Raw genomic sequence first — 26,812 nt, 5'->3', positions numbered from 1 at the left:
TGGAATTAGGTAGAGGATTCAAGATGGCAACTGGAAAGATTGTCCAGATTATCGGCGCCGTTGTTGACGTCGAATTCCCTCAGGACGCGGTACCGCAAGTGTACAGCGCCCTTGAGGTGATGAATGGTGATGCGCGTCTGGTGCTGGAAGTTCAGCAGCAGCTGGGCGGCGGCGTAGTACGTACCATTGCAATGGGTACGTCTGACGGCCTGAAGCGTGGTCTGAGCGTCAACGACCTGCAGAAACCGATTCAGGTACCCGTCGGTAAAGCGACACTGGGCCGTATCATGAACGTTCTCGGCGAGCCAATCGATATGAAAGGCGACCTGAAAGAAGAAGATGGCAGCGCAGTAGAGATCGCCTCTATTCACCGCGCAGCGCCTTCTTATGAAGAACAGTCTAACTCGCAGGAACTGCTGGAAACCGGCATCAAGGTTATCGACCTGATGTGTCCGTTTGCCAAAGGCGGTAAAGTGGGTCTGTTCGGTGGTGCGGGTGTAGGTAAAACCGTCAACATGATGGAACTGATCCGTAACATCGCGGCTGAGCACTCAGGTTACTCTGTGTTTGCCGGTGTGGGTGAGCGTACTCGTGAGGGTAACGACTTCTACCACGAAATGACCGACTCAAACGTTATCGATAAAGTTGCCCTGGTCTATGGCCAGATGAACGAGCCGCCGGGTAACCGTCTGCGCGTGGCACTGACCGGTCTGACCATGGCGGAAAAATTCCGTGATGAAGGCCGCGACGTTCTGCTGTTCATCGATAACATCTACCGTTACACCCTGGCCGGTACAGAAGTCTCTGCACTGCTGGGTCGTATGCCATCTGCGGTAGGTTACCAGCCAACGCTGGCCGAAGAGATGGGTGTGTTGCAGGAGCGTATTACCTCCACCAAGACCGGTTCAATCACCTCCGTACAGGCCGTTTACGTTCCTGCGGATGACCTGACTGACCCGTCACCAGCGACCACCTTTGCGCACTTAGACTCAACGGTAACGCTGAGCCGTCAGATCGCCTCTCTGGGTATCTACCCGGCCGTTGACCCGCTGGATTCCACCAGCCGTCAGCTGGATCCGCTGGTTGTGGGTCAGGAGCACTATGATGTTGCGCGTGGCGTTCAGTCACTGCTGCAGCGTTATCAGGAGCTGAAAGACATCATCGCCATCCTCGGTATGGATGAGCTGTCTGAAGAAGACAAACTGCTGGTGGCACGCGCGCGTAAGATCCAGCGTTTCCTGTCTCAGCCGTTCTTCGTTGCGGAAGTATTCACCGGTTCACCGGGCAAATACGTTACGCTGAAAGACACTATCCGTGGCTTTAAAGGCATCATGGAAGGTGAGTTTGACCACCTGCCAGAGCAGGCCTTCTACATGGTTGGTGCCATCGAAGAAGCCGTGGAAAAAGCGAAGAAACTGTAATAACGGTTTCCCGGGAGGAAGATTATGGCTATGACTTATCACCTGGATGTGGTCAGCGCAGAAGAACAGCTGTTCTCTGGTCTGGTACAGAAAATTCAGGTGTCAGGTAGCGAAGGTGAACTGGGGATTTTCCCTGGCCATGCGCCGCTGCTGACTGCCATTAAGCCTGGAATGATCCGTATCGTGAAACAGCACGGCGAAGAGGAGTATATTTACCTCTCTGGCGGCGTGCTGGAAGTGCAACCGGGCAGCAGCACCGTCCTGGCCGATACCGCGATTCGCGGTACCGATCTGGATGAAGCGCGTGCTCTGGAAGCAAAACGCAAAGCAGAAGAGCACATGAACAGCAGCCACGGCGACGTGGACTATGCTCAGGCCTCTGCCGAGCTGGCGAAAGCCATTGCTAAACTGCGCGTGATCGAACTGACCAAAAAAGCGATGTAATCCAGCTTTATGCGTCACGAAATGCCAGCCCTCGGGCTGGCATTTTTTTTGTCTGACGGGCACGATCGGCCTGTTCGCCTAATTTCGGCCTGAGAAAAATGTAGTAATCTCAACCCCAAACCGCTTTACTTTCACCCGTAAAAATTCACTCAGGATGGTTATGTCTAACAGTGCGATGAGTGTGGTGATCCTGGCCGCTGGCAAGGGCACCCGTATGTATTCCGATCTGCCTAAAGTGCTGCACACGCTGGCAGGCAAACCGATGGTTCAGCATGTGATTGATGCCGCTAAAGGGCTGGGTGCGCAGCAGGTGCATCTGGTTTATGGTCACGGCGGCGATCTTCTTAAAGCGACGCTGACCGACAGCACACTTAACTGGGTGCTGCAGGCGGAGCAGCTCGGCACCGGCCATGCCATGCAGCAGGCGGCACCCGCGTTTGCCGATGATGAAGATATCATGATGCTCTACGGCGACGTGCCGCTGATCGCTGAGGCCACGCTGCAGCGTCTGCGTGAAGCAAAACCCGAGGGCGGCATCGGCTTACTCACCGTCGTGCTGGACGATCCCACCGGCTATGGCCGCATTGTGCGCGAAAACGACACTATCGTCGGCATTATCGAACAGAAAGATGCCAGCCCGGCGCAGCTCCGCATTAATGAGATCAATACCGGCATCCTGATCGCCAACGGCGGCGATTTGAAACGCTGGCTGGCGCAGCTCACCAACAATAATGCGCAGGGCGAATATTACATCACCGACATCATCGCGCTGGCGCATCAGGAGGGGCGGGTGATTAACGCCGTCCATCCGACACGCATCAGCGAAACCGACGGCGTGAATAACCGGCTTCAGCTGGCGACATTAGAGCGCACCTTCCAGGCGGAACAGGCGGAAAAACTGCTGCTGGCGGGCGTGATGCTGCGCGACCCGGCGCGGTTCGATCTGCGCGGCACGCTGACGCATGGCCGGGATGTGGAGATCGATACTAACGTCATTATTGAAGGCCAGGTCACGCTGGGCGCGCGCGTAAAAATCGGCGCGGGCTGCATCATCAGAAACAGCGTGATCGGTGATGACTGCGAAATCAGTCCCTATTCGGTGATCGAGGATGCCAATCTCGCGACCGCCTGTACCGTTGGCCCCTTTGCCCGTCTGCGTCCCGGCAGCGAGCTGGCGGCCGCCGCTCACGTAGGCAACTTCGTTGAAATGAAGAAAGCGCGCCTGGGCAGGGGATCAAAAGCCGGTCACCTCTCCTATCTCGGTGATGCCGAGATTGGCGACAACGTGAACATCGGCGCGGGCACCATTACCTGTAACTATGATGGCGCCAATAAATCGAAAACCGTGATTGGCGATGATGTCTTTGTGGGATCCGACACGCAGCTGGTGGCACCGGTCAGCGTGGCGGCAGGCACCACCATTGCGGCAGGCACCACCATCATGAAGGATGTGACTGAGGCGGGTCTGGTCTATAACCGCAAAGCGCAGAACCACAAAGCGGACTGGCAGCGTCCGGTGAAGAAAAAATAAAATTTTAACGGCCCGCTTTACGCGGGCCGGTGCAGTGCAGTGCCAGAACTATAATCCCCACTCTCTACAAGGCTCGGGGAACCGGCAACGCCGGATATCAGGTCGCATGACAACAGAAGTGGCGAAAAGCCATGTAGTCAGGAAAACATCATTATGTGTGGAATTGTTGGTGCAGTAGCACAGCGCGATATCGCAGAGATTCTGCTGGAAGGTCTGCGTCGTCTTGAGTATCGCGGATATGATTCGGCCGGGCTGGCCGTGGTCGATCGTCAGGGGCACGTGACGCGCCTGCGTCGTTTGGGAAAAGTGCAGAAACTGGCGGAAGCGGCCGAACAGCAGCCGCTGATTGGGGGCACCGGTATCGCGCATACGCGCTGGGCCACCCACGGTGAGCCGTCTGAGGCGAACGCGCATCCGCACGTCTCAGAGCACATCATCATCGTGCATAACGGCATCATTGAGAACCATGAGCCGCTGCGCGCAGAGCTGATCGCTCGCGGCTACGTCTTTGCCTCCGAAACCGACACCGAAGTGGTGGCGCATCTGATCCACTGGGAGCAGAAGCAGGGCGGTTCGCTGCGCGAAGTAGTATTGCGTGTGATCCCGCAGCTGCGCGGTGCCTACGGTATGGTGATCATGGACAGCCGCGATCCGTCACTGCTGGTGGCCGCCCGTTCAGGCAGTCCGCTGGTTATCGGCCGTGGCGTTGGCGAAAACTTCATCGCCTCGGATCAGCTGGCCCTGCTGCCGGTCACCCGCCGGTTCATCTATCTGGAAGAGGGCGACATCGCGGAGATCAGCCGTCGTGATGTCACCATCGTCGATCGTGACGGCAGCATCTTGACGCGCGCGGAGATCGAATCGAACCTGCAGTATGACGCCGGTGACAAGGGCATCTACCGTCACTATATGCAGAAAGAGATCTACGAACAGCCGATGGCGCTGAAAAGTACCCTGAGCGGCCGGTTCAGCCACGGGCAGGTTGACCTCAGCGAACTGGGCGCGGGCGCAGAGGCGCTGCTGAGCCAGGTCGAGCATATCCAGATTATCGCCTGCGGCACCTCCTACAACTCCGGCATGGTGTCCCGCTACTGGTTTGAGTCGCTGGCAAACATTCCCTGCGATGTTGAGATCGCCTCGGAGTTCCGCTACCGCAAATCCGCGGTGCGCAGGAACAGCCTGCTGATTACCCTGTCGCAGTCCGGTGAAACGGCCGATACGCTGGCGGCGCTGCGCCTCTCGAAAGAGCTGGGCTACCTGGGGTCGCTGGCGGTCTGCAACGTGGCCGGTTCATCCCTGGTGCGGGAATCGGACCTGGCGCTGATGACCAAAGCGGGCACCGAAATCGGCGTTGCCTCCACCAAAGCCTTTACCACTCAGCTCGCGGTGCTGCTGATGCTGGTGGCCAAACTGGGCCGTCTGAAAGGGATGTCTGCCGACACCGAGCATGAGATCGTGCATGCGCTGCAGGCGTTGCCGAGCCGCATCGAGCAGATGCTGGCGCAGGATAAGCTGATCGAAAATCTGGCCGAAGGCTTCTCCGACAAGCATCATGCGCTGTTCCTGGGCCGTGGCGATCAATATCCGATCGCGATGGAAGGGGCGCTGAAGCTCAAGGAGATCTCCTACATTCATGCGGAAGCCTATGCGGCCGGCGAGCTGAAACATGGCCCGCTGGCGCTGATCGATGCCGATATGCCGGTGATCGTGGTGGCGCCTAACAATGAACTGCTGGAGAAGCTCAAGTCCAACATCGAAGAGGTGCGCGCGCGTGGCGGCCTGCTCTACGTCTTTGCCGACCAGGATGCAGGCTTCAGCGACAGCGACGGAATGAAGATTATCCCGCTGCCGCACGTCGAAGAGGTGATAGCACCGATCTTCTACACCGTGCCGCTGCAGTTGCTCTCCTATCACGTCGCCCTGATCAAAGGCACCGACGTCGATCAGCCACGTAACCTGGCGAAATCCGTTACCGTGGAATAAAAAAAGTGGGCCCCGTCGCGGGCCCGCTTCATTTCAGCGCACTGTCATATAACTGTCACATTTCGTACATTTCACTGTCATCAAACTGTCCTATTTTCCCTCCTGCAGCAATCACTGACTCTTACTAAAACGGCCCCGAGCCTGACTTTTCTCCCCTGGAGGGAACATGACACTGATGCGTAGCACCGTAGCCCGACTCCTCGCCACCACTTTCGCTGTAAGCGCGGTATCTGCTTTTGCGGCAACCGATCTCACCGGCGCAGGCGGGACGTTCCCGGCGCCGGTTTATGCCAAGTGGGCAGCAGAATATCAGCAAGCCACCGGTAGCAAGATTAACTACCAGGGTATCGGTTCATCTGGCGGCGTGAAGCAGATCATCGCCAAAACCGTGGATTTCGGTGCGTCCGATGCGCCGATGAAAGAGGAAGACCTGCAGAAAAACGGCCTGTTCCAGTTCCCGACCGTGATCGGTGGCGTGGTGCTGGCGGTGAACCTGCCAGGGATCAAGTCAGGTCAGCTGACGCTGGATGGCAAAACCGTGGGTGACATCTACCTCGGCACCATCAAAAAGTGGAACGACCCGGCGATCGCTAAACTCAACCCGGGCGTGAAACTGCCGGAAACCAACATCAACGTGGTACGCCGCGCTGACGGTTCAGGCACCTCTTTCGTCTTCACCAGCTATCTGGCGAAAGTGAACGAAGAGTGGAACAGCAAAATTGGTAAAGGCAACACCGTTAACTGGCCGGTGGGTCTGGGTGGTAAGGGCAATGACGGCGTCGCTGCCTTTGTTCAGCGTCTGCCGGGCTCAATCGGCTATGTGGAATACGCCTACGCCAAACAGAACAACCTGACCTACACCAAACTGGTGGATGCCGATGGCAAAGCGGTCGCGCCGAGCGAAACCAGCTTCAGCAATGCGGCGAAAGGCGCAGACTGGAGCAAATCGTTCGCCCAGGATCTGACCTTCCAGAAGGGGGCGGATGCCTGGCCGATCTCCTCAACCACGTTCATCCTGATCTACAAAGACCAGGCGAATGCGGCCAAGGGTGCAGAAGTGCTGAAGTTCTTTGACTGGGCGTTCAAAAGCGGCAGTAAAACGGCCACCGCGCTGGATTACGCTGCGCTGCCGGATAGCGTGACCGAACAGATTCGCGCGGCCTGGAAAGCCAACATCAAAGACAGCTCTGGTAAGGCGCTTTATCAGTAATGGACCGATCCTGACCGGACACTGCGCCGGTCAGACCCAACGGGCGGCGTGATGCCGCCCTGATAACTTCTGAAGACCGAGACTTTTATGGCTGCAACGAAGCCGGCATTCAAAGCCCCAGGCAAACAGGGTGACAGAATTTTTGGCGCGCTGGTCAGGCTGGCGGCGCTGATTGTCCTGTTACTGATGGGCGGCATTATCGTCTCCCTGATCATCTCCTCGTGGCCCAGCATCCAGAAATTTGGTTTCGCCTTTTTGTGGACCAAAACCTGGGATGCGCCCAACGAACAGTTTGGCGCACTGGTACCGATTTACGGCACCCTTGTGACCTCCATTATCGCGCTGATCATCGCCGTGCCGGTGAGCTTTGGCATCGCGCTGTTCCTGACTGAACTCGCGCCAGGCTGGCTGCGTCGCCCGCTGGGCACCGCCATCGAACTGCTGGCAGCAATTCCGAGTATTGTTTACGGCATGTGGGGCCTGTTTGTCTTTGCGCCGCTGTTTGCCGAATATTTTCAGACGCCGGTCAACGACGTGATGTCGGGCATTCCGATTGTCGGCGAGCTCTTCTCCGGCCCCGCGTTCGGGATCGGGATCCTGGCGGCGGGCGTGATTCTGGCGATCATGATCATCCCCTACATCGCCTCGGTGATGCGTGACGTTTTCGAGCAGACTCCGGTGATGATGAAAGAGTCCGCCTACGGCATCGGCTGTACCACCTGGGAAGTGATCTGGCGCATCGTGCTGCCGTTTACCAAAAACGGCGTGATTGGCGGTGTGATGCTGGGGCTGGGACGTGCGCTGGGTGAGACGATGGCAGTGACCTTTATTATCGGCAACACCTACCAGCTCGACAGCCCGTCGCTGTTTATGCCGGGCAACAGCATCACCTCGGCGCTGGCTAATGAGTTCGCGGAAGCGGAGTCGGGCGTGCACGTTGCGGCGCTGATGGAGCTGGGTCTGATCCTGTTTGTGATTACCTTTATCGTACTGGCGATTTCAAAACTGATGATTATGCGCCTGGCGAAAAGTGAAGGAGCGCGCTCATGACCACTATTGAAATTCAGGCGCGCGCCGAACTGGAAGCGTCACGCCGCAAAATGCAGGCCTGGCGCAGCACCAAAAATAAAATTGCGCTGACGCTGTCGATGCTGACGATGGCATTCGGGCTGTTCTGGCTGGTGTGGATCCTGTTCACCACCGTCACGCGCGGCGTGGATGGCCTCTCCTGGTCGCTGTTTACCGAATCGACTCCGCCGCCGAACACGGCAGGTGGCGGTCTGGCCAACGCCCTGGCGGGCAGTGGCTTACTGATTTTCTGGTCGACCTTCTTCGGTACGCCGCTGGGCATCATGGCCGGGATCTATCTGGCGGAATATGGGCGTAAATCCGCCCTGTCAGAGGTGATCCGCTTTATTAACGACATTCTGCTGTCGGCGCCTTCGATTGTGGTCGGCCTGTTTGTCTACACCCTCGTAGTGTCGCAGATGCAGCACTTCTCCGGCTGGGCCGGGGTGATTGCGCTGGCGCTGCTGCAGGTGCCGATTGTGATCCGCACCACTGAAAACATGCTGCGTCTGGTGCCGGACAGCATGCGTGAAGCGGCTTATGCGCTCGGCACGCCGAAGTGGAAGATGATCTCGGCCATCACCCTGAAAGCGTCGGTCTCCGGCATTATTACCGGCGTGCTGCTGGCGATCGCCCGCATCGCGGGTGAAACCGCCCCGCTGCTGTTCACGGCGCTGTCGAACCAGTTCTGGAGCACCGACATGATGCAGCCGCTGGCAAACCTGCCCGTCACCATCTTTAAGTTCGCCATGAGCCCCTTCGCCGAATGGCAGAGCCTGGCCTGGGCAGGCGTGCTGATTATTACCTTCTGCGTGCTGCTGCTGAATATTCTGGCGCGGGTCATTTTCGCCAAAGGTAAACACGGTTAATTTCCGGCGCGGCCCTGTGCGGCGCCGTATAAGAGAGATGAATTATGAGTATCGCGACAGCATCAGCCGGTAAGATCCAGGTCCGTAATCTGAACTTCTATTACGGCAGGTTTCATGCGCTGAAGAACATCAACCTGGATATCGCTAAGAATCAGGTAACTGCGTTTATCGGGCCCTCGGGCTGCGGTAAGTCGACCCTGCTGCGTACCTTCAATAAAATGTACTCACTCTATCCGGAGCAGCGGGCAGAAGGGGACATTCTGCTGGATGGCGAAAACATTCTGGCCACCCAGCAGGATATCGCGCTGCTGCGCGCCCGTGTGGGCATGGTCTTCCAGAAACCGACGCCGTTCCCGATGTCGATTTATGACAACATCGCCTTTGGCGTTCGCCTGTTTGAAAAGCTCTCGCGTGCCGATATGGATGAGCGCGTGCAGTGGGCGCTGACCAAGGCAGCCCTGTGGAACGAAACCAAAGACAAGCTGCATCAGAGCGGTTACAGTCTCTCCGGCGGCCAGCAGCAGCGTCTCTGTATCGCCCGCGGCATCGCGATTCGGCCGGAAGTGTTGCTGCTGGATGAACCCTGCTCCGCGCTGGACCCCATCTCCACAGGCCGTATCGAGGAGCTGATCACCGAGCTGAAACAGGACTACACCGTGGTGATCGTGACGCACAACATGCAGCAGGCGGCCCGCTGCTCTGACCATACGGCTTTCATGTATCTGGGCGAACTGATTGAGTTCAGCGACACCGACACGCTGTTCACCAAGCCCGCACAGAAGCAAACCGAAGATTACATTACCGGCCGCTACGGCTGATCTGACAGGAGATCAACATGGATAATCTGAATCTGAATAAACACATCTCCGGTCAGTTTAATGCCGAGCTGGAGCATATCCGTACCCAGGTGATGATCATGGGCGGCATGGTTGAGCAGCAGCTGACCGATGCCATTACCGCGATGCATAACCTGGACGGCGAACTGGCGCAGCGGGTGATCGACGGCGACCAGAAGGTCAACATGATGGAGGTGGAGATTGATGAGGCGTGCGTGCGCATCATCGCCAAGCGTCAGCCCACCGCGATCGATTTGCGCCTGGTGATGGCGATCATCAAAACCATCTCCGAGCTGGAGCGCATCGGCGACGTGGCGGAAAAGATCAGCCGCACGGCGCTGGAGAAGTTTGGTCAGCAGCACCTGCCGCTGCTGGTGAGCCTGGAGTCGCTGGGGCGTCACACCGTGCAGATGCTGCATGACGTGCTGGATGCCTTTGCGCGCATGGATCTCAATGAAGCGATCACCATCTACCGCGAAGACAAGAAGGTAGATAAAGAGTACGAAGGGATTGTGCGCCAGCTCATGACCTACATGATGGAAGATCCACGCACCATTCCCAGCGTGCTGACGGCGCTGTTCTGTGCCCGTGCCATTGAGCGCATCGGCGATCGCTGCCAGAACATCTGCGAGATTATCTTCTATTTTGTCAAAGGTCAGGATTTCCGTCATGTCGGCGGCGACCGGCTCGACGAGCTGCTGTCGGGTGACGATGGCAGCAACCGCCCCTCCTGATAAAATCGATCCCTGCGCCTGAACGGCGCAGGGATAACCCTTTTCGATTGGTCACATCCTGAACTCTCTTTATAATTGCGACACTTTTCTTTCAGAGGTGCGCAATGATCTCCCCTTCTCCCCAATCTAAGCCGGGCGTGACGCCTGGCAAAGCGATGCTGGCTGCGGTCAGTGGTTATGCCATGGATGGATTTGACCTGCTGATACTCGGCTTTATGCTGCCGGCTATCAGCGTTTCGCTGGCGCTCAATCCATCACAGGCGGGATCGCTGGTGACCTGGACGCTGATTGGCGCGGTTATCGGTGGCATCGTCTTTGGCCATCTCAGCGATCGTTTTGGTCGCATCCGTATGCTGACCGTCACGATCCTGGTTTTCTCGATCTTTACCGGCCTGTGCGCAGTCGCGCAGGGCTACTGGGATCTGCTCGCCTGGCGGACGCTGGCAGGGGTCGGTCTGGGCGGCGAGTTTGGTATCGGCATGGCGCTGATTGCCGAAGCCTGGCCCGTGGAGAAGCGCAATCGCGCCTCAGCATGGGTCGGCATGGGCTGGCAGCTGGGCGTGCTGATGGCGGCCTTTATCACGCCCCCGCTGCTGGCGCTGATCGGCTGGCGCGGCATGTTCCTGGTGGGCGTTTTGCCTGCGCTGGTCTCCTTTGCCATCCGCCGTGGCATGGGTGAACCGGAAGCGTATCAGAAGCAGGTTAAGCATGTGCCGTCGCTCTCGTTTCCGGCGCGCCTGAAGCTGCTGGTGCGTGACCGCGCCACCGCCAAAGCCAGCCTCGGCATTTTTATCCTCTGCTCCGTGCAGAACTTTGGCTATTACGGACTGATGATCTGGATGCCGAGCTACCTCTCTTCCAGCTTTGGCTTCAGCCTGACAAAGTCGGGCCTCTGGACCGCCGTGACCGTCGTCGGCATGACCTTTGGCATCTGGCTGTTTGGCGTGCTGGCCGATCGCTTTGCGCGCTGGAAAATTTTCCTGCTCTATCAGTTTGGCGCGGTAGCGATGGTGGTGATTTATGCACAGCTCCGTGACCCGACCATGATGCTCTTTACCGGCGCCATCATGGGGATGTTCGTTAACGGCATGATTGGCGGCTACGGTGCGCTGATTTCCGATACCTTCCCGCCTCAGGTGCGCGCCACCGCGCAAAACGTTCTGTTTAATCTGGGGCGTGGCGTGGGCGGCTTTGGCCCGGTGGTGATCGGTCTGCTGGCGAGTCAGTTCTCGTTCACCGCAGCCATCACCCTGCTGGCGCTGATTTACCTGCTGGATATTGTGGCGACCCTGTTCCTGCTGCCGAAGAAGCAGGGGCAGGAAGACACGCTGGGCGCGATTGGCTGATGCAGTGATGAGAACGCGCCGGAAAACCGCTTTCCGGCGCTGCCATCCAGTCGGGCGCTGACAGAGAGAGCAGACTGCCAGGCTACCGTGCAGGCGGGCCTGGCAGCCCTGTGAGGTTAATGCATCAGCGGCAGGAGCTGCTGATAAAGGGCGGCAAAAGTCGCCCGGCGTGATGCGTAACCGGCCATCCTGGCCGGATCCGGCTGATGGCGCTGCACCCGCGCCGGTGTCGGCACGGTCACGCCGGGATCCAGCGCCTGCTGCGCCAGCCGTGCCGCACCCAGTGCGGGGCCAACTTCCCCGCCATGACAATAATCGAGCGTCTGACCGCTGATATCCGCCAGCATCTGACGCCACAGCGCACTGCGCGCGCCGCCGCCGATCAGCATAATGCTCTCAGGCTTAACGCCACACTCATGCACCACGTCGATCCCCTCCGCCAGCGCAAACCCGACTCCTTCCAGCACCGCACGAGCCAACTCCGGCCGCCCGTGCTGGTGGGTGAAGCCGAAGAACGCGCCCCGGGCATTGGGGTTGTTATGCGGGGTACGTTCGCCGGAAAGATAGGGCAGAAACCACAGCGACGGCACATCATTGCGCGCGCGCTCAGCTTCAGCCAGCAGTTCAGGCACATCCCGGCAGCCGGTCAGCGTGGCTGCCCAGTCGAGGCAGGACGCCGCGCTGAGCATTACCGACATCAGGTGCCAGCGCTGCGGTAAGGCGTGACAGAAGCTGTGGACCGCACGCTGTGGGTTACTCAGGTAGCCGTCACTCACCACGAAATAGACGCCCGAGGTGCCCAGCGACAGCATCGCCTGACCCGGCTCCGTCATGCCGACGCCCACCGCGCCCGCCGCGTTGTCGCCGCCGCCCGCCGCCAGCGGCACCACCTTCATCTTCCAGCGGGTCGCCAGGTCCGCGTGCAGCGTGCCGGTCTGCGCATTGCCTTCACAGAGCTTCGGCATCTGATCGCGGCTGAGATCGCAGGCGCGCAGCATCACGTCGCTCCAGTCACGCTGAGCCACATCCAGCCACATCGTGCCGGCAGCATCGGACATATCGGTAGCAAAGTCGCCACTCATTCGCCAGCGCAGATAATCTTTGGGCAGCAGGACATGCGCAATCTGACTGAAAATAGCCGGTTCGTTCTGTTGTACCCACAGCAGCTTGGGCGCCGTGAAGCCGGGCATCATCAGGTTACCGGTGATCGTCCGCGAATCCGGCACTTTCTGCTCCAGCTCACGGCACTGCGCCTCACTGCGTCCATCATTCCAGAGCATGGCGGGACGCAATACCCGGTTTGCGCTGTCGAGCAGCGTCGCCCCGTGCATCTGCCCGCTCAGCCCAATGGCCTGCACGGCCTGCAGATCCTGCTGCGCACTCAGCGCCTGCATCGCCACATCCAGCGCCTGCCACCAGCTCTCGGGATCCTGTTCGCTCCACAAGGGCTGCGGACGTGAAACCTGCAGTGCCGCCGTTTCCGTGGCCACCACGTTGCCCTGTGCATCCATCAGCACCACTTTGACGCCGGAGGTGCCTAAATCGATCCCGATAAACATGCTCTGCTCCTGAAGGTTTAGAAATCAAACAGATAGTGATTCACCAGATTTTCCAGCTGCTCCTGGCGTCCGCTCTGATGCTGCGGATTAAGCTGCTGCTGCTGAGCATGCGCCGCCAGCGTCGCCAGTGAAAACTCCCCTTTCAGAATTTGCTGGCCGAACTCACCATTCCAGCCGCTGTAACGCTGCGCCACACGCTTATCCAGTTCGCCATCGCTGATCATGCGAGCCGCGACCTTCAGCGCCAGCGCCATGGTATCCATCGCGCCAATATGGCCGTAGAAGAGGTCATATTTGTCCGTGCTCTGACGGCGCACTTTGGCATCAAAGTTTAAGCCACCGGTGGTAAAGCCGCCCGCCTTGAGGATTTCGTACATCACCAGCGCATTCTCTTCCACGCTGACCGGGAACTGGTCGGTATCCCAGCCGCACTGCGCGTCGCCACGGTTGGCATCCACCGAACCAAAAATACCCAGCGCAATCGCAGTCGCAATTTCATGATGGAAAGAGTGACCGGCCAGGGTGGCATGATTCGCCTCAACGTTGACCTTGATCTCTTTCTCCAGCCCGAACTGTTTCAGGAAGCCATAGACGGTAGCGACATCGTAGTCATACTGATGCTTGGTCGGCTCCTGCGGTTTTGGCTCAATCAGCAGCGTTCCCTGGAAGCCCGTTTTATGTTTGTGCTCCACCACCATCTGCATAAAGCGGCCAATCTGCTCACGCTCCTGACGCAGATCGGTATTCAGCAGGGTTTCATACCCTTCACGACCGCCCCACAACACATAGTTTTCGCCACCCAGCGTTTTGGTGGCCTGCATGGCGCTGCAGACCTGGGTGGCGGCCCAGGCAAAGACCTCTGGATCGGGATTGGTGGCGGCCCCGGCGCCGTAGCGCGGATGGGTAAAGCAGTTTGCCGTACCCCACAGCAGTTTCACGCCGGTCTCCTGCTGTTTTTCCAGCAGTTTATCGGTCATCGCGGCCAGGTTCTCTTTGTAGCTGCGCAGCGAATCCCCTTCCGGCGAAACGTCAACATCGTGGAAGCAGTACCAGGGGACATTCAGCTTATAAAAAAACTCAAAAGCGACATCGGCTTTGAGTTTTGCCTGCTGCAGTGCATCGCCGCTTTTGTGCCAGGGGCGATCAAAGGCACCGACGCCAAACATATCCGCGCCGTTCCAGCAGAAGGTGTGCCAGTAACAGGCGGCAAAGCGCAGGTGCTCCGCCATGGTCTTACCGAGGATCAGCTCGTCGGGATTGTAGTGACGGAAAGCGAGAGGATGAGTCGACTGGGTGCCTTCATAACGAACCCGGTCGATCTGATCGAAATAAGCGTGCATGGTTTGCTCCTTAGCATCAGTACCCGAATGGTCTGCGTTGAAGCCCTATTTGACAGAGGCGACTGTCCCGGCTCAATTACGATATTTCACTCCGGGTTTCAGATAATTATTATTTGTGCGCTGAGTCGCAAATTATCCTTCTCTGATAACCGGGTTTTTAGATTTCTCACCTGTCCGAAAAAGGTGAAACCTCGATCGCGCTCATAAAAAAAGAAATAAACCAAAAAACGTAATAGCCGGATAAAAATCAGTAATTGCTGTAACCGGAAAAGAAGGGCAACAATTCATCCGCCTGGTTTATCGGCCTGAAACGACAATAGCCTCAACCTACAGGATAACCCTAATGAAGATGAAACATGCACTGTTAGCCGCCTGCGCGGCGCTGGCGCTGTTCAGCCAGACCAGCGTGGCAAAAGAAGTGAAGATCGGCATGGCGATTGATGATTTGCGACTCGAACGCTGGCAGAAGGATCGTGACATTTTCGTGAAACAGGCTGAAACGCTGGGCGCTAAAGTGTTTGTTCAGTCAGCCAACGGTAATGAAGAGACCCAGATGTCGCAGATTGAAAATATGATCAACCGCGGTGTCGATGTGCTGGTCATTATTCCCTATAACGGTCAGGTATTGAGTAACGTTGTCGCCGAAGCGAAACGGGAAGGCATTAAAGTTCTGGCCTATGACCGGATGATAAATAACGCCGATATCGACTTCTATATCTCTTTCGATAATGAAAAAGTGGGTGAGCTGCAGGCTGAAAGCATTGTGAAACAGGTGCCTCAGGGCAACTATTTTCTGATGGGTGGTTCACCGGTGGATAATAACGCCCGTCTGTTTCGTGCCGGACAGATGAAAGTGTTAAAACCTTATATTGATAAAGGCGCAATTAAAATTGTCGGCGATCAGTGGGTCGATGCCTGGCTGCCGGAAAATGCCCTGAAAATCATGGAAAACGCCCTGACCGCTAACGGAAACCATATCGATGCGGTGGTGGCTTCTAACGATGCCACCGCTGGCGGTGCAATTCAGGCGCTGAGTGCGCAGGGGCTGGCAGGAAAAGTGGCGATTTCCGGTCAGGATGCGGATCTTGCGGCGATTAAGCGCATCAAAGCGGGCACTCAGACCATGACGGTTTACAAACCGATTACCGAGCTGGCTACCGAAGCGGCGAAAATCGCCGTCGAGCTGGGCGACGGTAAAACACCTGCCAGCAACAGCAAGCTGAATAATGGCCTCAAAGATGTGCCGTCACGGCTGCTGAAGCCGATCCCGGTTAATAAAGACAATATCGAAAGCACCGTGGTGAAAGACGGCTTCCACAAACAGAGCGAACTCTGACCGCGCAGAGCGTGAGGGAGGACCATCTATGCTGCTGGAAATGAAAAACATCACCAAGCGTTTCGGGGCCGTAAAGGCGCTGAATGACATCAGCCTGCAGCTGGAGGCGGGCGAGGTGATGTCGCTGTGCGGGGAGAATGGTTCAGGAAAATCGACGCTGATGAAGATCCTGTGCGGACTCTATCCGCACGGCGATTTTGAGGGGCAGATTCACTTCTCTGGCGACGAAATTCAGGCGCAGACCATTCGCGATACCGAGCGTAAGGGCATCGTGATTATTCATCAGGAGCTGGCGCTGGTGCGGCAGCTGACGGTGATGGAGAACATCTTCCTGGGGGCCGAACTCAGTCGTTTCGGCATGGTGGATGACGAAACCATGACGCTGCGCTGTCAGCAACTGCTGGCGCGGGTCGGGCTGAATGTCTCACCCGCCACCCGGGTCGGTGAGTTAGGCCTGGGCCAGCAGCAACTGGTGGAGATCGCCCGCGCGCTGAACAAGCAGGTCCGGCTGCTGATTCTCGATGAGCCGACCTCCTCCCTGACGGAGCAGGAGACGGATGTGCTGCTCGGCATCATCCGTAACCTGCGCGAACACGGCATCGCCTGCATCTACATCTCCCACAAGCTGAATGAGGTAAAGGCGATCTCCGACGTCATCTGCGTGATCCGCGACGGCCAGCATATCGCCACCCGACCGGCGGCGGGCCTGAGCGAAGATGACATCATCACGATGATGGTCGGCCGTGAGCTGACCACCCTCTATCCCCATTCGCCGCATCAGATTGGCGAACAGATACTGAAAGTCGAAAACCTCACCGCCTGGCATCCGGTCAATCGCCATATCCGGCGCGTCAACAATGTCTCGTTCACGCTCAGGCGCGGTGAAATCCTCGGCCTCGCCGGGCTGATGGGCGCGGGCAGGACCGAAACGGTGCAGTGTCTGTCTGGCGTCTGGCCAGGGCGCTGGCAGGGCGATATCTGGATCAATGGCCGTCAGGTGAACATCACTGATTGCCGCGCCGCCATTGCGCACGGCATCGCGATGGTGCCGGAAGATCGCAAAAAAGATGGCATCGTGCCACTGATGGCGGTGGGCAAAAATATCACCCTGGCGGCGCTGGATCAGTTCAGTCACCGGCTCTCCACGCTGAATGAAGCGCAGGAGCAGCAGGCGATTAACGAGGCCATCAGGCGGCTGCGGGTAAAAACCTCCTCTTCAGAACTGCCGATTGGCCGGCTAAGCGGAGGCAATCAGCAGAAAGCGATTCTGGCGAAGTGTCTGCTGCTGAATCCGCAAATCCTGATCCTCGATGAACCTACACGCGGCATTGACGTGGGCGCGCGTCAGGAGATCTATCTGCTGATTAATGCGCTGGTTCAGCAGGGTATCGCGGTGATTGTGATTTCTTCTGAACTGCCGGAAGTGCTGGGTCTGAGCGACCGGATTCTGGTGATGCATGAAGGGCAGATCAAAGCCGATCTGATTAACGACAATCTGACTCAGGAGCAGGTGATGGAAGCCGCCCTGCGGAGTGAACATTATGCTTAAAAGTGAAAGTACCCCAGGTCGCCTCTCCGGTACGCCGGGCAAGCCGTCACCGGGCCGATTCACGCTGCCCAATCTGCAGGTTCTGGTGATGCTGGGCGCGATCGTGCTGATTGCGCTGTTCTTTACCTGGACCACCGATGGCGCCTGGCTCAGCGCGCGTAACGTCTCTAACCTGCTGCGTCAGACCGCCATCACCGGCATTCTGGCGGTCGGCATGGTCTTTGTGATTATCTCAGCCGAGATCGATCTCTCCGTGGGTTCGATGATGGGGCTGCTGGGCGGCGCGGCGGCCATTTTTGACGTCTGGCTCGGCTGGCCGCTGCCCCTGACCATCGTGGTGACGCTGGTGATGGGGCTGCTGCTGGGCACCTGGAATGGCTGGTGGGTGGCCTACCGCAAGGTGCCCTCGTTTATCGTGACGCTGGCGGGGATGCTCGCCTTCCGTGGTGTGCTGGTCGGCATCACCGATGGCACCACCGTGGCGCCCATCACGCCGGGCATGTCGCAGATCGGTCAGAGCTATCTGCCAGGTGGCGTCGGTTTCGGCTTTGGCATCGCCGGTCTGGCGCTGTTTATGCTCTGGCAGTGGCGGCTGCGGCTGCGTCGTCAGCAGCTCGGGCTGCCACAGGGTGCAGCCAGCGGCACCGTGGGACGTCAGGCGATCACCGCCATCCTGGTGCTGGGTGCTATCTGGCTGCTCAATGACTATCGCGGCGTGCCTACGCCGGTGTTACTGCTGGCCGTGCTGCTGCTGGCGGGCATGTTTATGGCAACCCGTACCGCCTTTGGCCGTCGCATCTACGCCATCGGCGGCAACATCGACGCCGCGCGCCTGTCGGGCATTAACGTCGCGCGTACCAAGCTGGCGGTGTTTGCCATTAATGGGGTGATGGTGGCGATTGCCGGGCTGATCCTCAGTTCGCGACTGGGCGCTGGCTCACCCTCGGCGGGGAACATCGCCGAACTGGATGCTATCGCCGCCTGCGTCATCGGCGGCACCAGCCTGGCGGGTGGGGTCGGATCGGTGGCGGGGGCCGTTATGGGGGCTTTTATTATGGCCTCGCTCGACAATGGCATGAGCATGATGGATGTGCCGACCTTCTGGCAGTACATCGTGAAGGGCGCGATCCTGCTGCTGGCGGTGTGGATGGATACCGCCACGCGACGTCGGGTGTAATCGCGCGGGCGATCACATTGTGGCGCAAACAATTTTTTTGCCCCTTTCAGGCGTGTTATGCAATGCGCTGAGGATTTAAGGGAACGCGCCACCATGCATGATAAACGTTATCGCATTACGCTGCTGTTTAATGCCAACAAGGTGTATGACCGTCAGGTTGTTGAGGGCGTCGGGGAGTATCTGCAGGCGTCTCAGACTGACTGGGATATCTTCATCGAAGAAGATTTTCGCTGTCGCATCGACAACATCCGCGAGTGGCTGGGCGATGGGGTGATCGCTGACTATGACGATCGCTCCATCGAAACCCTGCTGTCGAACGTCTCTGTTCCGATCGTCGGCGTCGGCGGCTCTTACCATCGCCAGGAAGATTATCCGCCGGTGCACTATATCGCCACAGACAACGCCGCGCTGGTCGAAAAAGCCTTTCTGCATCTGAAAGAGAAGGGGATTAACCGCTTCGCCTTCTACGGTTTACCGGCGTCCAGCGGCAAGCGCTGGGCGCAGGAGCGGGAACAGGCGTTCCGTAAACTGGTGGGACGCGAGCGCTATCAGGGTGTGGTTTATCAGGGGATGGAAACCGCGCCGGATAACTGGCAGCACGCCCAGAACCGGCTGGCAGACTGGCTGCAGACGCTGCCGCCGCAGACCGGGATCATCGCCGTCACGGATGCGCGGGCGCGTCATCTGCTGCAGGCGTGTGAGCATCTGAAGATTCCGGTGCCGGAGAAGCTTACGGTGATCGGGATCGATAATGAGGAGCTGACCCGCTATCTGTCGCGGGTGGCGCTCTCTTCGGTGGCGCAGGGCTCGCGACAGATGGGCTATCAGGCGGCCAAACTGCTGCACCGGCTGCTGGATAAGCAGCCGCTGCCGCTTCAGCGCATTCTGGTGCCGCCGGTGAAGGTCATCGCCCGGCGCTCAACGGATTTCCGCTCGCTGCGCGATCCGGCGGTGATTCAGGCGATGCACTATATCCGCTTCAACGCCTGCAAGGGGATTAAAGTGGAGCAGGTGCTGGATGCCGTCGGGCTGTCGCGTTCCAACCTGGAGAAGCGTTTTCGGGATGAAACCGGCGACACCATTCATGCGATGATCCACCGCGAAAAACTGGAAAAAGCGCGCGAACTGCTGGCTTCTTCCTCACTCAATATCAATGAGATCTCGCAGATGTGCGGCTATCCTTCACTGCAGTATTTCTACTCGGTGTTTCGCAAAAGCTACGACACCACGCCGAAAGAGTATCGCCAGCATCACGGGGAGAATGTGCTGTAGCAGAGCGCGCCGGGTGTGAAGCGAGGCCTGTAAATCGGTGCGGCCCGCGCCACTAGATCAGCCGCTGCTCACTCTCCTCGATCACCGCCAGCGCCAGGCCGTTGGCCGGATCTATCCGGTTTTCGGGAAAGTGCAGCTGCGTGTGGGAAGCGGTAAAGGCCAGCGTGTTGCTCTGGGCCGTTTTGCGCACCGCCTGACAGAATGTCTCACTGACGTTCCACGGGCAATCGATGATGATGGTGGCCGGGTTGAGCAGCAGCATGATCTGACCCAGCGCGGCACCCAGAAAGCCGCCAGCCTGCGTCATCACCTCATCCACTACCCGCGTCGCACTGTCCCGGCTCTGCCAGCTCAAGCCTGGCTGGCGCTGCGCCAGCTGCTGATTGACGGCAGGTTTGCTGATCAGCGCTTCCAGACAGCCGCGGCGACCGCAGCTGCAACGCGGTCCGCCGGGCTGAACGATCAGATGTCCCGCCTCTCCGGCGGTCCAGCTGTGCCCGGTAAAGACGTCCCCGTGCTGGATCAGTGCACCGCCAATCCCTTCAGACACGCGCAGATAGAAGTGGCCGCTCTCTGTGGGTAATCCACACTGCTCCACCGCCAGCAGCGCCGCCGCTTTGACATTGTTCATAATGCGAATGGGCAGCTGAATCTGCCTGCGCAGCGAGGTCAGCAGGTCAACATCCTGCCATTCCAGCGGCAACGAGATATGCATCCAGCCGCGCCGGGGATCGACGATGCCCGGAAAGCCCAGGCCAATGCCGAGCAGATGGGGGTAACGTTCGGTGAGCTGGCGGCAGAGCGTGGCCAGCTCGGCCAGTAACCGGTTCGGGTTACTGGTGTCGGTTCGCAGCGTCTGTTCAGCCAGTACCTGAGAAAAGTAGTCACAGACCCGCCAGTGGATGACGTTGCGTTCCACCATCACGCCTGCGCTCTGCAGTTTTTCCGGCCGCAGCCGGATGCCGATCTTGGGCCGCCCGGCGGCCGCCACGCTGACTGGCCCCAGCTCCTCTATCAGCGCCTGCTCCAGCAGATCGTCAATGATTAACGACACGGTATTCTTGCTGAGCGCCAGCGCCTCCGCCAGCTCCTGACGCGACGTGACTCGCTGTTTACGCAACCGGGCCATCACGCGTTTCTGATTATTCAGTCGCAGTAGTGCAGGGCCTTTGCCGTTCGTTTTCATCACGGGTTCACCCAACAGAGGAGTAAACATTGAGTTTATCAGCCCCTGCGCGTTCTATACCCCACACTTTTGCGGCCTGTTTCACACAACAGAAGCGCCCCTGGCCGGGAGCTTGACCGCGATCGGATCGCCGGGTCAGCCTGCGGTTCCGGCAGATCCGGCACGCGGTCGCCGCAAGCCAGCCGCGTTATCCGGCGGGGATTAATATTCGTCGCCGCGCACCCGACTGCGATAGCTTTCCCAGTCAAAGCGAACCCACAGGCTGTTGCCCAGGCGCATACGGTCCATCACGCGTTCACCCAGCAGGGCATTCATGCCCGCATGATCGAGGTTGGAGAGCATACCGGTCGGCCGTTTCGACGAGGAGCGGCGGTCGACGATCTGGTTGATAATCACCTTCTCGTAGCGCGATTCGCTCTGCATACCAATCTCATCGATGACCAGCAGATCAACACTGCTGAGATCCTGAATCAGACGCTCTTCGGTGATGCCGCTGCTGCCGCTGAAGGTGCCCTTCATGCTCGACATCAGGTCGGCGACCGTCACGATCAGCACACTTTTTCCGCGCAGGATCAGGTCGTTGCCGATCGCGGCGGCCAGATGGTTTTTACCCGTACCCGGGCGGCCTGAAAAGACAAAGCTGGCGATGCTGCCATCAAATTCAGCGGCGTACTGACGCGCCAGCTCCAGGGCTTTGCGCTGTCCCTCGTTTTCGACCCGGTAATTGTCGAAGGAGCAGTTGATATGCAGTTCCCGAATGCCGGAACGGCCCATCACGCGCTGCATTTTCATTGCGCGGTTCTCACGCACAATCGCCTCTGAACGCAGGCGACCCTGCTCCTGGTTCCACGCCAGCAGCTCTTCACCATTGGCGAATTTCGGCCGGGTACCGGCGGGCATCATTTTTTTCAGACGGTTAAAGAGATCGTCGGGCGTTTTCATTATTCACCTCGGAAACCATCGGGAATAGTACGGTCAGGATCGGGCAACTGCGTGATATCACGCTTCGGCTGCCCGCCGCTGGCGACGCGATTCATCTGGATGCTGCGTGCCAGCTTCTGCTGCCACTGCACATGGTGGAACATCCGGCCTTCCGCCTGCCAGTAGGCGACAAAGGCCGCCAGCTCGGCGGGCGTCACCGGTTCACTCAGCGCCACGCCCCAGATGGCGGCCTGACGCGTAAAGTCGGCATCCGGCTGCCAGCCCGGATACATGGCGAACTTCCCGGCCGGTGTGTGGAGTGGGGCGGGCGTATCGTCATACAGGCTGTCATCCAGCGCCACATCGTTTGGCTGCCGGGCGGCGGCTTCCAGCGCCAGCAGCTCCGCCAGACGCGCCGGGGTGATGGCATACATCACCGGCGCGTAGTTATCTAACACCGCCAGCGTGCCCTTTTCCGCCTGCTGGAGGGCAGTCAGCGGATCCTGTCGGAAGGCATCCAGGCCAATGAGCGTTGAAGTTAAGATTTTAGCTGACATGAAAAGACCTGAGGTTAACAAACACCTTGCGCCGGGAAACGGTCGCCAGCGCAGAAGGGGATATTGTACCTTTTTTAACGAGGGGGATCGCTTAAAAAGGGCCGTGATCAGTGCGAGGTGGCCGGAGGCGCAGCGTGGCGGGCCGGTGCGGATTCAGCGGCATGCAGGCTGACGGCTGTGGCGGCGGGACGGGTTTGCCATAAATAGCGAACCGAAGCGAGCCAGCAGAGGCTGTATCCCAGCAGTTCGGTGCCCTCTTCGGCCATGTTTTTCACTGCGCGGTTGTAATCGCCCGGCATCAGGTGCTGCCACAGCGCATGAATCCCAAACAGCCGTGAGAAGACCAGGACCACCAGAAAGCCGGAGGCCATCACCGGCCAGCTGCGATGCTGCACCAGCGCCGCCAGCCCCTTTATGGTCTGTTTCGGCGTGCGCAGCGCCACGGCCAGTGAACCTGCCGTCATGGCCAGCGCAAACCAGACCCAGCTGCCGTGCTGAATAGTGTCAAAGACGAAATCGAGTTCGCGGATCAGCATGCAGCTGTAAAAGCCAGCCACTAAGGTCAGCCCCCCACGCTGGCCAGCGCGGCCGCGGGCCGCAATGAAAAACAGCGCGGCGATGATCGCCAGCATCAGTTCCTGCGTGGTTTCGGTAAAAGAGGTTTCGTGCAGGGCATCGTTCATCCAGGCGACATCAACGTAGACAGGAATGATAGTCAGGGCGAGAACCAGAGCGGCCAGCAGGAAGACCACAATTTCGCGGCCAATAATTGTCAAATCGTTGCGCATAATGTTACCGGTATAATGATTAGCAGCCTCATTATATTTTAATCATCCGGTCGCCTTTCTCTTTTTATGCCCCGCTCAGAAGCTGGCACTGAAGCCAAAGCTGTAGAGTTGCTGCTCCTCGTTATTCAGTGCTTCGCTCTGTGAAAAGGAGGCAAATGCCGCCAGATTATCATTCAGAGGCAGCTGCGCCCCGATACTCAGGTCGATGCCATTGCTCTGATCTGAGCCGCTGGTGATGTCGCGCCCGACACTCTGCGGCGTATCGGCCAGAAAATAGTGATAACTTACCTGCGCCCAGGGCGCTATCCATCCCTGCTGCGAATCGATGCGCCAGCCAACGCTGGCGCTCTGCTCACGGCTCTGCGGATCGCTGTAGTCGCATTGCAGGCAGTTCGTCTGCTGCGGGTCAACTGCATACTGCGCCACCGGCCCGGTGGTGAAGGAGGAGGAAAGGGGCAGATCAATGCCAGCCCGGTAGCGTTTTCCCAGCGGTGTGGTGCCTGCGCTGCCGGTTTCGCTGTGCAACGCGATCGGTGAAGCCGTGGGGGAGTTGATGGCGGCCTCAAACAGGGCGCGGCTGTCATCGCTGAAGGCGAGGGGCGTCAGGGCAATTTTTTCGGCCAGAATCGTGTCGTAGTCGGGCAGCAGATCGGGGTGCTGAGGCGCGGGAGCGCCTCCGCGGGCAAACGTCGGTTGCGATAAGATTAATAGCCCTACAGCACAGCAGGTCCGCAGACCTTTTCCACCGCTTTCTGGCAACATCTTTTCTCCAGGCAGAGCTGAAGTGGTTATCCAACGTTCTGATCAAATTCCGAGCTGTCTCTGTTATTTACCCGGTGTTCGTTTAACTATCAACCGATTAATTCTAAGATCAAGCGGACCGCTAAAATATTCTCGTCATAAAGGAAAAAAGCGATGCAACGATGTGGTTGGGTAACGCAGGATCCCCTCTATCTGGCTTATCACGACAGGGAATGGGGTGTGGCACAGAGAGACAAACATGCGCTGTTTGAGATGCTCTGTCTGGAGGGACAGCAGGCGGGATTATCCTGGATTACTGTGCTGAAAAAGCGCGAAAACTACCGGATGGCGTTTCATCAGTTTGATCCCGCGGCCATTGCGCAGATGGATGCCGCAGCGATCGACGCGCTGATGCATAACAGCGGCATTATTCGCCATGCGGGTAAAATTGCGGCCATTATTGCCAACGCCCGGGCTTTTCTTGAGATGGAAGCCAAAGGCGAGGATTTCGGCCACTTCGTGTGGCAATTTGTCGATAACGTGCAAATCGTTCACCATCATCCCGATTACCGCCAGGCGCCCGCGACCTCAGAGCAGGCCATAGCGCTCTCGAAAGCGCTGAAGCAGCGTGGTTTTAAATTCATCGGCCCGACAATTTGCTACTCCTTTATGCAGGCCTGCGGGCTGATAAACGATCATCAGAGCAACTGTTTCCGCCATCCTGACAACCAGAAAGGCTGATTCCTGACAAATCAGGATTTTTCCGCACTACATTGCCTGGTCACAGGCGGCATAATCGTGCCACTTATGGGAAAGGTTTTTCCCGGTTTCTCGAATGTAAGGGAACAGAAATGCAGAAGAAATTAATCGCCATCACCTTGTTATTAAGCGGCAGTCTGGCCCTGCCAGGTTGTACTACTAATCCCTACACCGGCGAATCTCAGGCGGGCAAGTCAGGCGTGGGCGCAGGTCTGGGGGCGTTAGTGGGTGCCGGTGTCGGCGTGCTCTCTTCGTCGAAAAAAGATCGCGGTAAGGGTGCTCTGATCGGTGCCGCAAGTGGTGCCGCGCTGGGCGGTGGCGTCGGTTACTACATGGATGTGCAGGAAGCCAAACTGCGCGACAAGATGCGTGGCACCGGCGTCAGCGTGACCCGTAACGGCGATAACATCATCCTGAATATGCCAAACAATGTGACGTTCGACTCCAGCAGCAGCAACCTGAAACCGGCTGGCGCGAACACGCTGACCGGTGTGGCGTTAGTGCTGAAAGAGTATCCGAAAACCGCGGTAAACGTCGTGGGTTACACCGACAGCACCGGCAGCCGTGCACTGAACATGCGCCTGTCACAGCAGCGTGCTGAAAGCGTGGCCAGCTCACTGATCACGCAGGGCGTTGCCAGCGACCGCCTGCGCACTCAGGGTGCAGGCCCGGATAATCCGGTTGCCACCAACAGCACCGAAGCCGGTAAAGCGCAAAACCGTCGCGTTGAGATCACCCTCAGCCCGCTGGGCTAATCGCGGTCGCCCCCGTCCGGGGGCGCTCGCTGTTCTGCGAAACTCACTCTCAGCGTCTGTCTCGTTTCTGTAAACAGGGCCAGCTGAAACCTGAGCGTAAACCGTTCTGAACGACACAGCCCTTTTTACCGCCTTTCTGCACTTCCCCTTTCGCGATCAAAGCCAGCCACGCACGGCTATCCCCCATCCTCTCCTGCCTCTTCATCTGGCTGAACAGGTGCTGGAAAATCTGCGGCGGCTGATGACCGGCCTGCCGTCGAAAAAGTAAACACGCCGGGCAGCAATTTCCGGCGCAGCACTTTTTGCACCGGGCCTGGCTTGTGCTAGTCTCTGCCTGGTTTCTTATTTCGCAGGATATCTCATGAAAATCAGGCCGCCTCGCGCCACCATCAGCGATGTTGCTCGCGCGGCACGAACCGGAAAAACCAGCGTTTCGCGCTATCTGAATGGCGAACTGCATCTGCTCTCTGCGGATTTAAAAACGCGGATCGAGCAGGCTATTGCCGATCTCAGCTATCGCCCCAGTCAGATGGCACGCGGCCTGAAGCGCGGTCGTACCCGGCTGATCGGTCTGATTATTGCCGATATTACCAACCCCTATTCTGTGGATGTGATGAGCGGGATTGAAGCCGCCTGCCGCGAGCAGGGCTTCACGCTGCTGATGTGTAACACCAACAATGAAGTGGATCTGGAACAGCACTATCTGCAACTGCTGAGCAGCTATCAGGTGGAGGGCATTGTGGTCAACGCGGTCGGCATGCGCGAAGAGGTGCTCAATCACCTGCAACAGTCGCTGCTGCCGATGGTCCTGATTGACCGCAAAATCCCCGATTTTCCCTGCGATGTGGTGGGCCTGAATAATGCCGAAGCCGCCGAAACCGCCACGCGCCATCTGGTGGAGAATGGCTACGAGGCGCTGCTGTTTCTCAGTGAGCCGCTGGGCAGCGTCAACACCCGCCGCGAGCGCCTGCAGGCTTTTCGTCAGCTGCTGGGCTCGCATCCACAGGTTGCGCATGAAAATGCGGAGGTCCCGCTGCATCAGCCTGCCGCGCTGGACCAGGCGCTGCTGACATTCCGGCAGCGTCACGCCGGCAAACGCTGTGCGGTGATGGTCGCCAACGGCGCACTGACGCTGCAGGTAGCGCGATCGCTGCAACGGCTCAATCTGCACTGGGGTCGCGATATCGGGCTCCTCGGGTTCGACGAACTGGAGTGGGCGGCACTGGCGGGTGTCGGGATCACCACGCTGAAACAGCCTACCTGGCAGATTGGCTTCAGTGCGCTGGAACGGCTGATAGCGCGCATAGAGGGCAGCGATTTGCCGGTTGCCGAACAGGTTTTCTCTGGCGAACTGATCGTTCGCGGCTCCAGCCAGCCTCTGGGCTGAAATTCAGATTTAACCTTTCCTTTACGTGCTCGCTTCGTGAGCA

General features: G+C 58.4%; 24 protein-coding genes. 17 read left to right on the top strand and 7 right to left on the bottom strand.

The genetic code is table 11. The features are described 5' to 3' along the window. Window positions 1-23: 23 nt before the first annotated feature. The 10 genes from atpD (at window position 24) to ACNY69_RS17925 (ending at window position 11,442) form a co-directional block, all read left to right on the top strand. Window positions 24-1,421, top strand: coding sequence for a F0F1 ATP synthase subunit beta (gene atpD / locus ACNY69_RS17970; RefSeq protein WP_111141395.1), 1,398 nt, complete (start codon window positions 24-26; stop codon window positions 1,419-1,421). A gap of 24 nt (window positions 1,422-1,445) precedes the next feature. Then, window positions 1,446-1,865 (top strand): F0F1 ATP synthase subunit epsilon, encoded by a 420-nt coding sequence (locus ACNY69_RS17965; protein ID WP_008926374.1) that lies wholly within the window; start codon window positions 1,446-1,448, stop codon window positions 1,863-1,865. Between the two features lie 160 nt (window positions 1,866-2,025). Further along, window positions 2,026-3,396 carry a bifunctional UDP-N-acetylglucosamine diphosphorylase/glucosamine-1-phosphate N-acetyltransferase GlmU gene (gene glmU / locus ACNY69_RS17960; protein WP_128084225.1) on the top strand — a complete coding sequence of 457 codons (1,371 nt, stop codon included), beginning with the start codon at window positions 2,026-2,028 and terminating at the stop codon, window positions 3,394-3,396. A 153-nt stretch (window positions 3,397-3,549) separates the two neighbouring features. After that, window positions 3,550-5,379, top strand: a complete 1,830-nt coding sequence (gene glmS / locus ACNY69_RS17955) for a glutamine--fructose-6-phosphate transaminase (isomerizing) (protein ID WP_418799409.1) — start codon at window positions 3,550-3,552, stop codon at window positions 5,377-5,379. A gap of 166 nt (window positions 5,380-5,545) precedes the next feature. Then, complete coding sequence (gene pstS, locus ACNY69_RS17950; protein ID WP_111141398.1) at window positions 5,546-6,589, top strand: phosphate ABC transporter substrate-binding protein PstS; 1,044 nt, start codon at window positions 5,546-5,548, stop codon at window positions 6,587-6,589. Between the two features lie 87 nt (window positions 6,590-6,676). Continuing rightward, window positions 6,677-7,639, top strand: a complete 963-nt coding sequence (pstC, locus tag ACNY69_RS17945; RefSeq protein ID WP_013359566.1) for a phosphate ABC transporter permease PstC — start codon at window positions 6,677-6,679, stop codon at window positions 7,637-7,639. Continuing rightward, window positions 7,636-8,526 carry a phosphate ABC transporter permease PstA gene (pstA, locus tag ACNY69_RS17940; RefSeq protein WP_111141399.1) on the top strand — a complete coding sequence of 297 codons (891 nt, stop codon included), beginning with the start codon at window positions 7,636-7,638 and terminating at the stop codon, window positions 8,524-8,526. The genes pstC and pstA overlap by 4 nt, the downstream gene beginning before the upstream one ends. A 44-nt stretch (window positions 8,527-8,570) precedes the next feature. Next, window positions 8,571-9,344, top strand: coding sequence for a phosphate ABC transporter ATP-binding protein PstB (pstB, locus tag ACNY69_RS17935; RefSeq protein WP_111141400.1), 774 nt, complete (start codon window positions 8,571-8,573; stop codon window positions 9,342-9,344). Window positions 9,345-9,361: 17 nt separating this feature from the next. Then, window positions 9,362-10,096: a phosphate signaling complex protein PhoU gene (gene phoU / locus ACNY69_RS17930; RefSeq protein ID WP_009088225.1), complete on the top strand. Its 735-nt coding sequence runs from the start codon at window positions 9,362-9,364 to the stop codon at window positions 10,094-10,096. A 104-nt stretch (window positions 10,097-10,200) separates the two neighbouring features. Continuing rightward, window positions 10,201-11,442 (top strand): MFS transporter, encoded by a 1,242-nt coding sequence (locus tag ACNY69_RS17925; RefSeq protein WP_111141401.1) that lies wholly within the window; start codon window positions 10,201-10,203, stop codon window positions 11,440-11,442. 116 nt (window positions 11,443-11,558) lie between these two features. On the opposite strand, the gene xylB is transcribed toward ACNY69_RS17925, so the two are convergent. Together xylB and xylA are read right to left on the bottom strand one after the other, a co-directional pair. Continuing rightward, window positions 11,559-13,001 (bottom strand): xylulokinase, encoded by a 1,443-nt coding sequence (gene xylB / locus ACNY69_RS17920; RefSeq protein WP_293773548.1) that lies wholly within the window; start codon window positions 12,999-13,001, stop codon window positions 11,559-11,561. A 17-nt stretch (window positions 13,002-13,018) separates the two neighbouring features. Next, complete coding sequence (gene xylA, locus ACNY69_RS17915; protein WP_293773545.1) at window positions 13,019-14,341, bottom strand: xylose isomerase; 1,323 nt, start codon at window positions 14,339-14,341, stop codon at window positions 13,019-13,021. A gap of 343 nt (window positions 14,342-14,684) precedes the next feature. Between xylA and xylF the strand changes: the two genes are divergently transcribed. The 4 genes from xylF (at window position 14,685) to xylR (ending at window position 19,675) form a co-directional block, all read left to right on the top strand. Then, window positions 14,685-15,677, top strand: a complete 993-nt coding sequence (xylF, locus tag ACNY69_RS17910; RefSeq protein WP_111141404.1) for a D-xylose ABC transporter substrate-binding protein — start codon at window positions 14,685-14,687, stop codon at window positions 15,675-15,677. 28 nt (window positions 15,678-15,705) lie between these two features. Then, window positions 15,706-17,226, top strand: a complete 1,521-nt coding sequence (locus tag ACNY69_RS17905) for a xylose ABC transporter ATP-binding protein (protein ID WP_418799406.1) — start codon at window positions 15,706-15,708, stop codon at window positions 17,224-17,226. After that, entirely contained in the window at window positions 17,219-18,403 is a 1,185-nt protein-coding gene (gene xylH, locus ACNY69_RS17900; RefSeq protein ID WP_111141088.1) for a xylose ABC transporter permease XylH, read from the top strand. The genes ACNY69_RS17905 and xylH overlap by 8 nt, the downstream gene beginning before the upstream one ends. Before the next feature lie 93 nt (window positions 18,404-18,496). Continuing rightward, window positions 18,497-19,675 carry a D-xylose utilization transcriptional activator XylR gene (xylR, locus tag ACNY69_RS17895; protein ID WP_293773538.1) on the top strand — a complete coding sequence of 393 codons (1,179 nt, stop codon included), beginning with the start codon at window positions 18,497-18,499 and terminating at the stop codon, window positions 19,673-19,675. A 52-nt stretch (window positions 19,676-19,727) separates the two neighbouring features. Here the strand turns inward: xylR and ACNY69_RS17890 are convergent, their stop codons facing one another. From ACNY69_RS17890 to ACNY69_RS17870, 5 genes are all read right to left on the bottom strand, one after another. Continuing rightward, window positions 19,728-20,861, bottom strand: coding sequence for an ROK family protein (locus ACNY69_RS17890; protein ID WP_111141090.1), 1,134 nt, complete (start codon window positions 20,859-20,861; stop codon window positions 19,728-19,730). Between the two features lie 201 nt (window positions 20,862-21,062). Next, window positions 21,063-21,803, bottom strand: coding sequence for a DNA replication protein DnaC (gene dnaC / locus ACNY69_RS17885; protein ID WP_111141084.1), 741 nt, complete (start codon window positions 21,801-21,803; stop codon window positions 21,063-21,065). Beyond that, window positions 21,803-22,339 (bottom strand): primosomal protein DnaT, encoded by a 537-nt coding sequence (dnaT, locus tag ACNY69_RS17880; protein ID WP_111141082.1) that lies wholly within the window; start codon window positions 22,337-22,339, stop codon window positions 21,803-21,805. The genes dnaC and dnaT overlap by 1 nt, the downstream gene beginning before the upstream one ends. 107 nt (window positions 22,340-22,446) lie before the next feature. Continuing rightward, window positions 22,447-23,127: a hypothetical protein gene (locus ACNY69_RS17875; protein ID WP_293773530.1), complete on the bottom strand. Its 681-nt coding sequence runs from the start codon at window positions 23,125-23,127 to the stop codon at window positions 22,447-22,449. Between the two features lie 75 nt (window positions 23,128-23,202). Further along, window positions 23,203-23,889, bottom strand: a complete 687-nt coding sequence (locus tag ACNY69_RS17870) for an autotransporter domain-containing protein (RefSeq protein WP_293773527.1) — start codon at window positions 23,887-23,889, stop codon at window positions 23,203-23,205. A gap of 153 nt (window positions 23,890-24,042) precedes the next feature. Between ACNY69_RS17870 and ACNY69_RS17865 the strand changes: the two genes are divergently transcribed. The 3 genes from ACNY69_RS17865 (at window position 24,043) to ACNY69_RS17855 (ending at window position 26,769) form a co-directional block, all read left to right on the top strand. Beyond that, window positions 24,043-24,609 (top strand): DNA-3-methyladenine glycosylase I, encoded by a 567-nt coding sequence (locus tag ACNY69_RS17865; protein WP_367395945.1) that lies wholly within the window; start codon window positions 24,043-24,045, stop codon window positions 24,607-24,609. Window positions 24,610-24,719: 110 nt separating this feature from the next. Then, the gene (locus ACNY69_RS17860) at window positions 24,720-25,382 is read left to right on the top strand and encodes an OmpA family lipoprotein (protein WP_111141074.1); all 663 of its coding nucleotides are present in this window, start codon (window positions 24,720-24,722) and stop codon (window positions 25,380-25,382) included. Between the two features lie 361 nt (window positions 25,383-25,743). Continuing rightward, window positions 25,744-26,769, top strand: a complete 1,026-nt coding sequence (locus tag ACNY69_RS17855) for a LacI family DNA-binding transcriptional regulator (protein WP_418799402.1) — start codon at window positions 25,744-25,746, stop codon at window positions 26,767-26,769. Window positions 26,770-26,812 lie beyond the last annotated feature (43 nt).

The organism is Pantoea graminicola, assembly GCF_048452665.1.
Classification (GTDB): domain Bacteria; phylum Pseudomonadota; class Gammaproteobacteria; order Enterobacterales; family Enterobacteriaceae; genus Pantoea.
The sequence above is the reverse complement of the archived record's forward strand: the minus strand, read 5'-3'. Positions and strand labels throughout refer to the sequence as shown.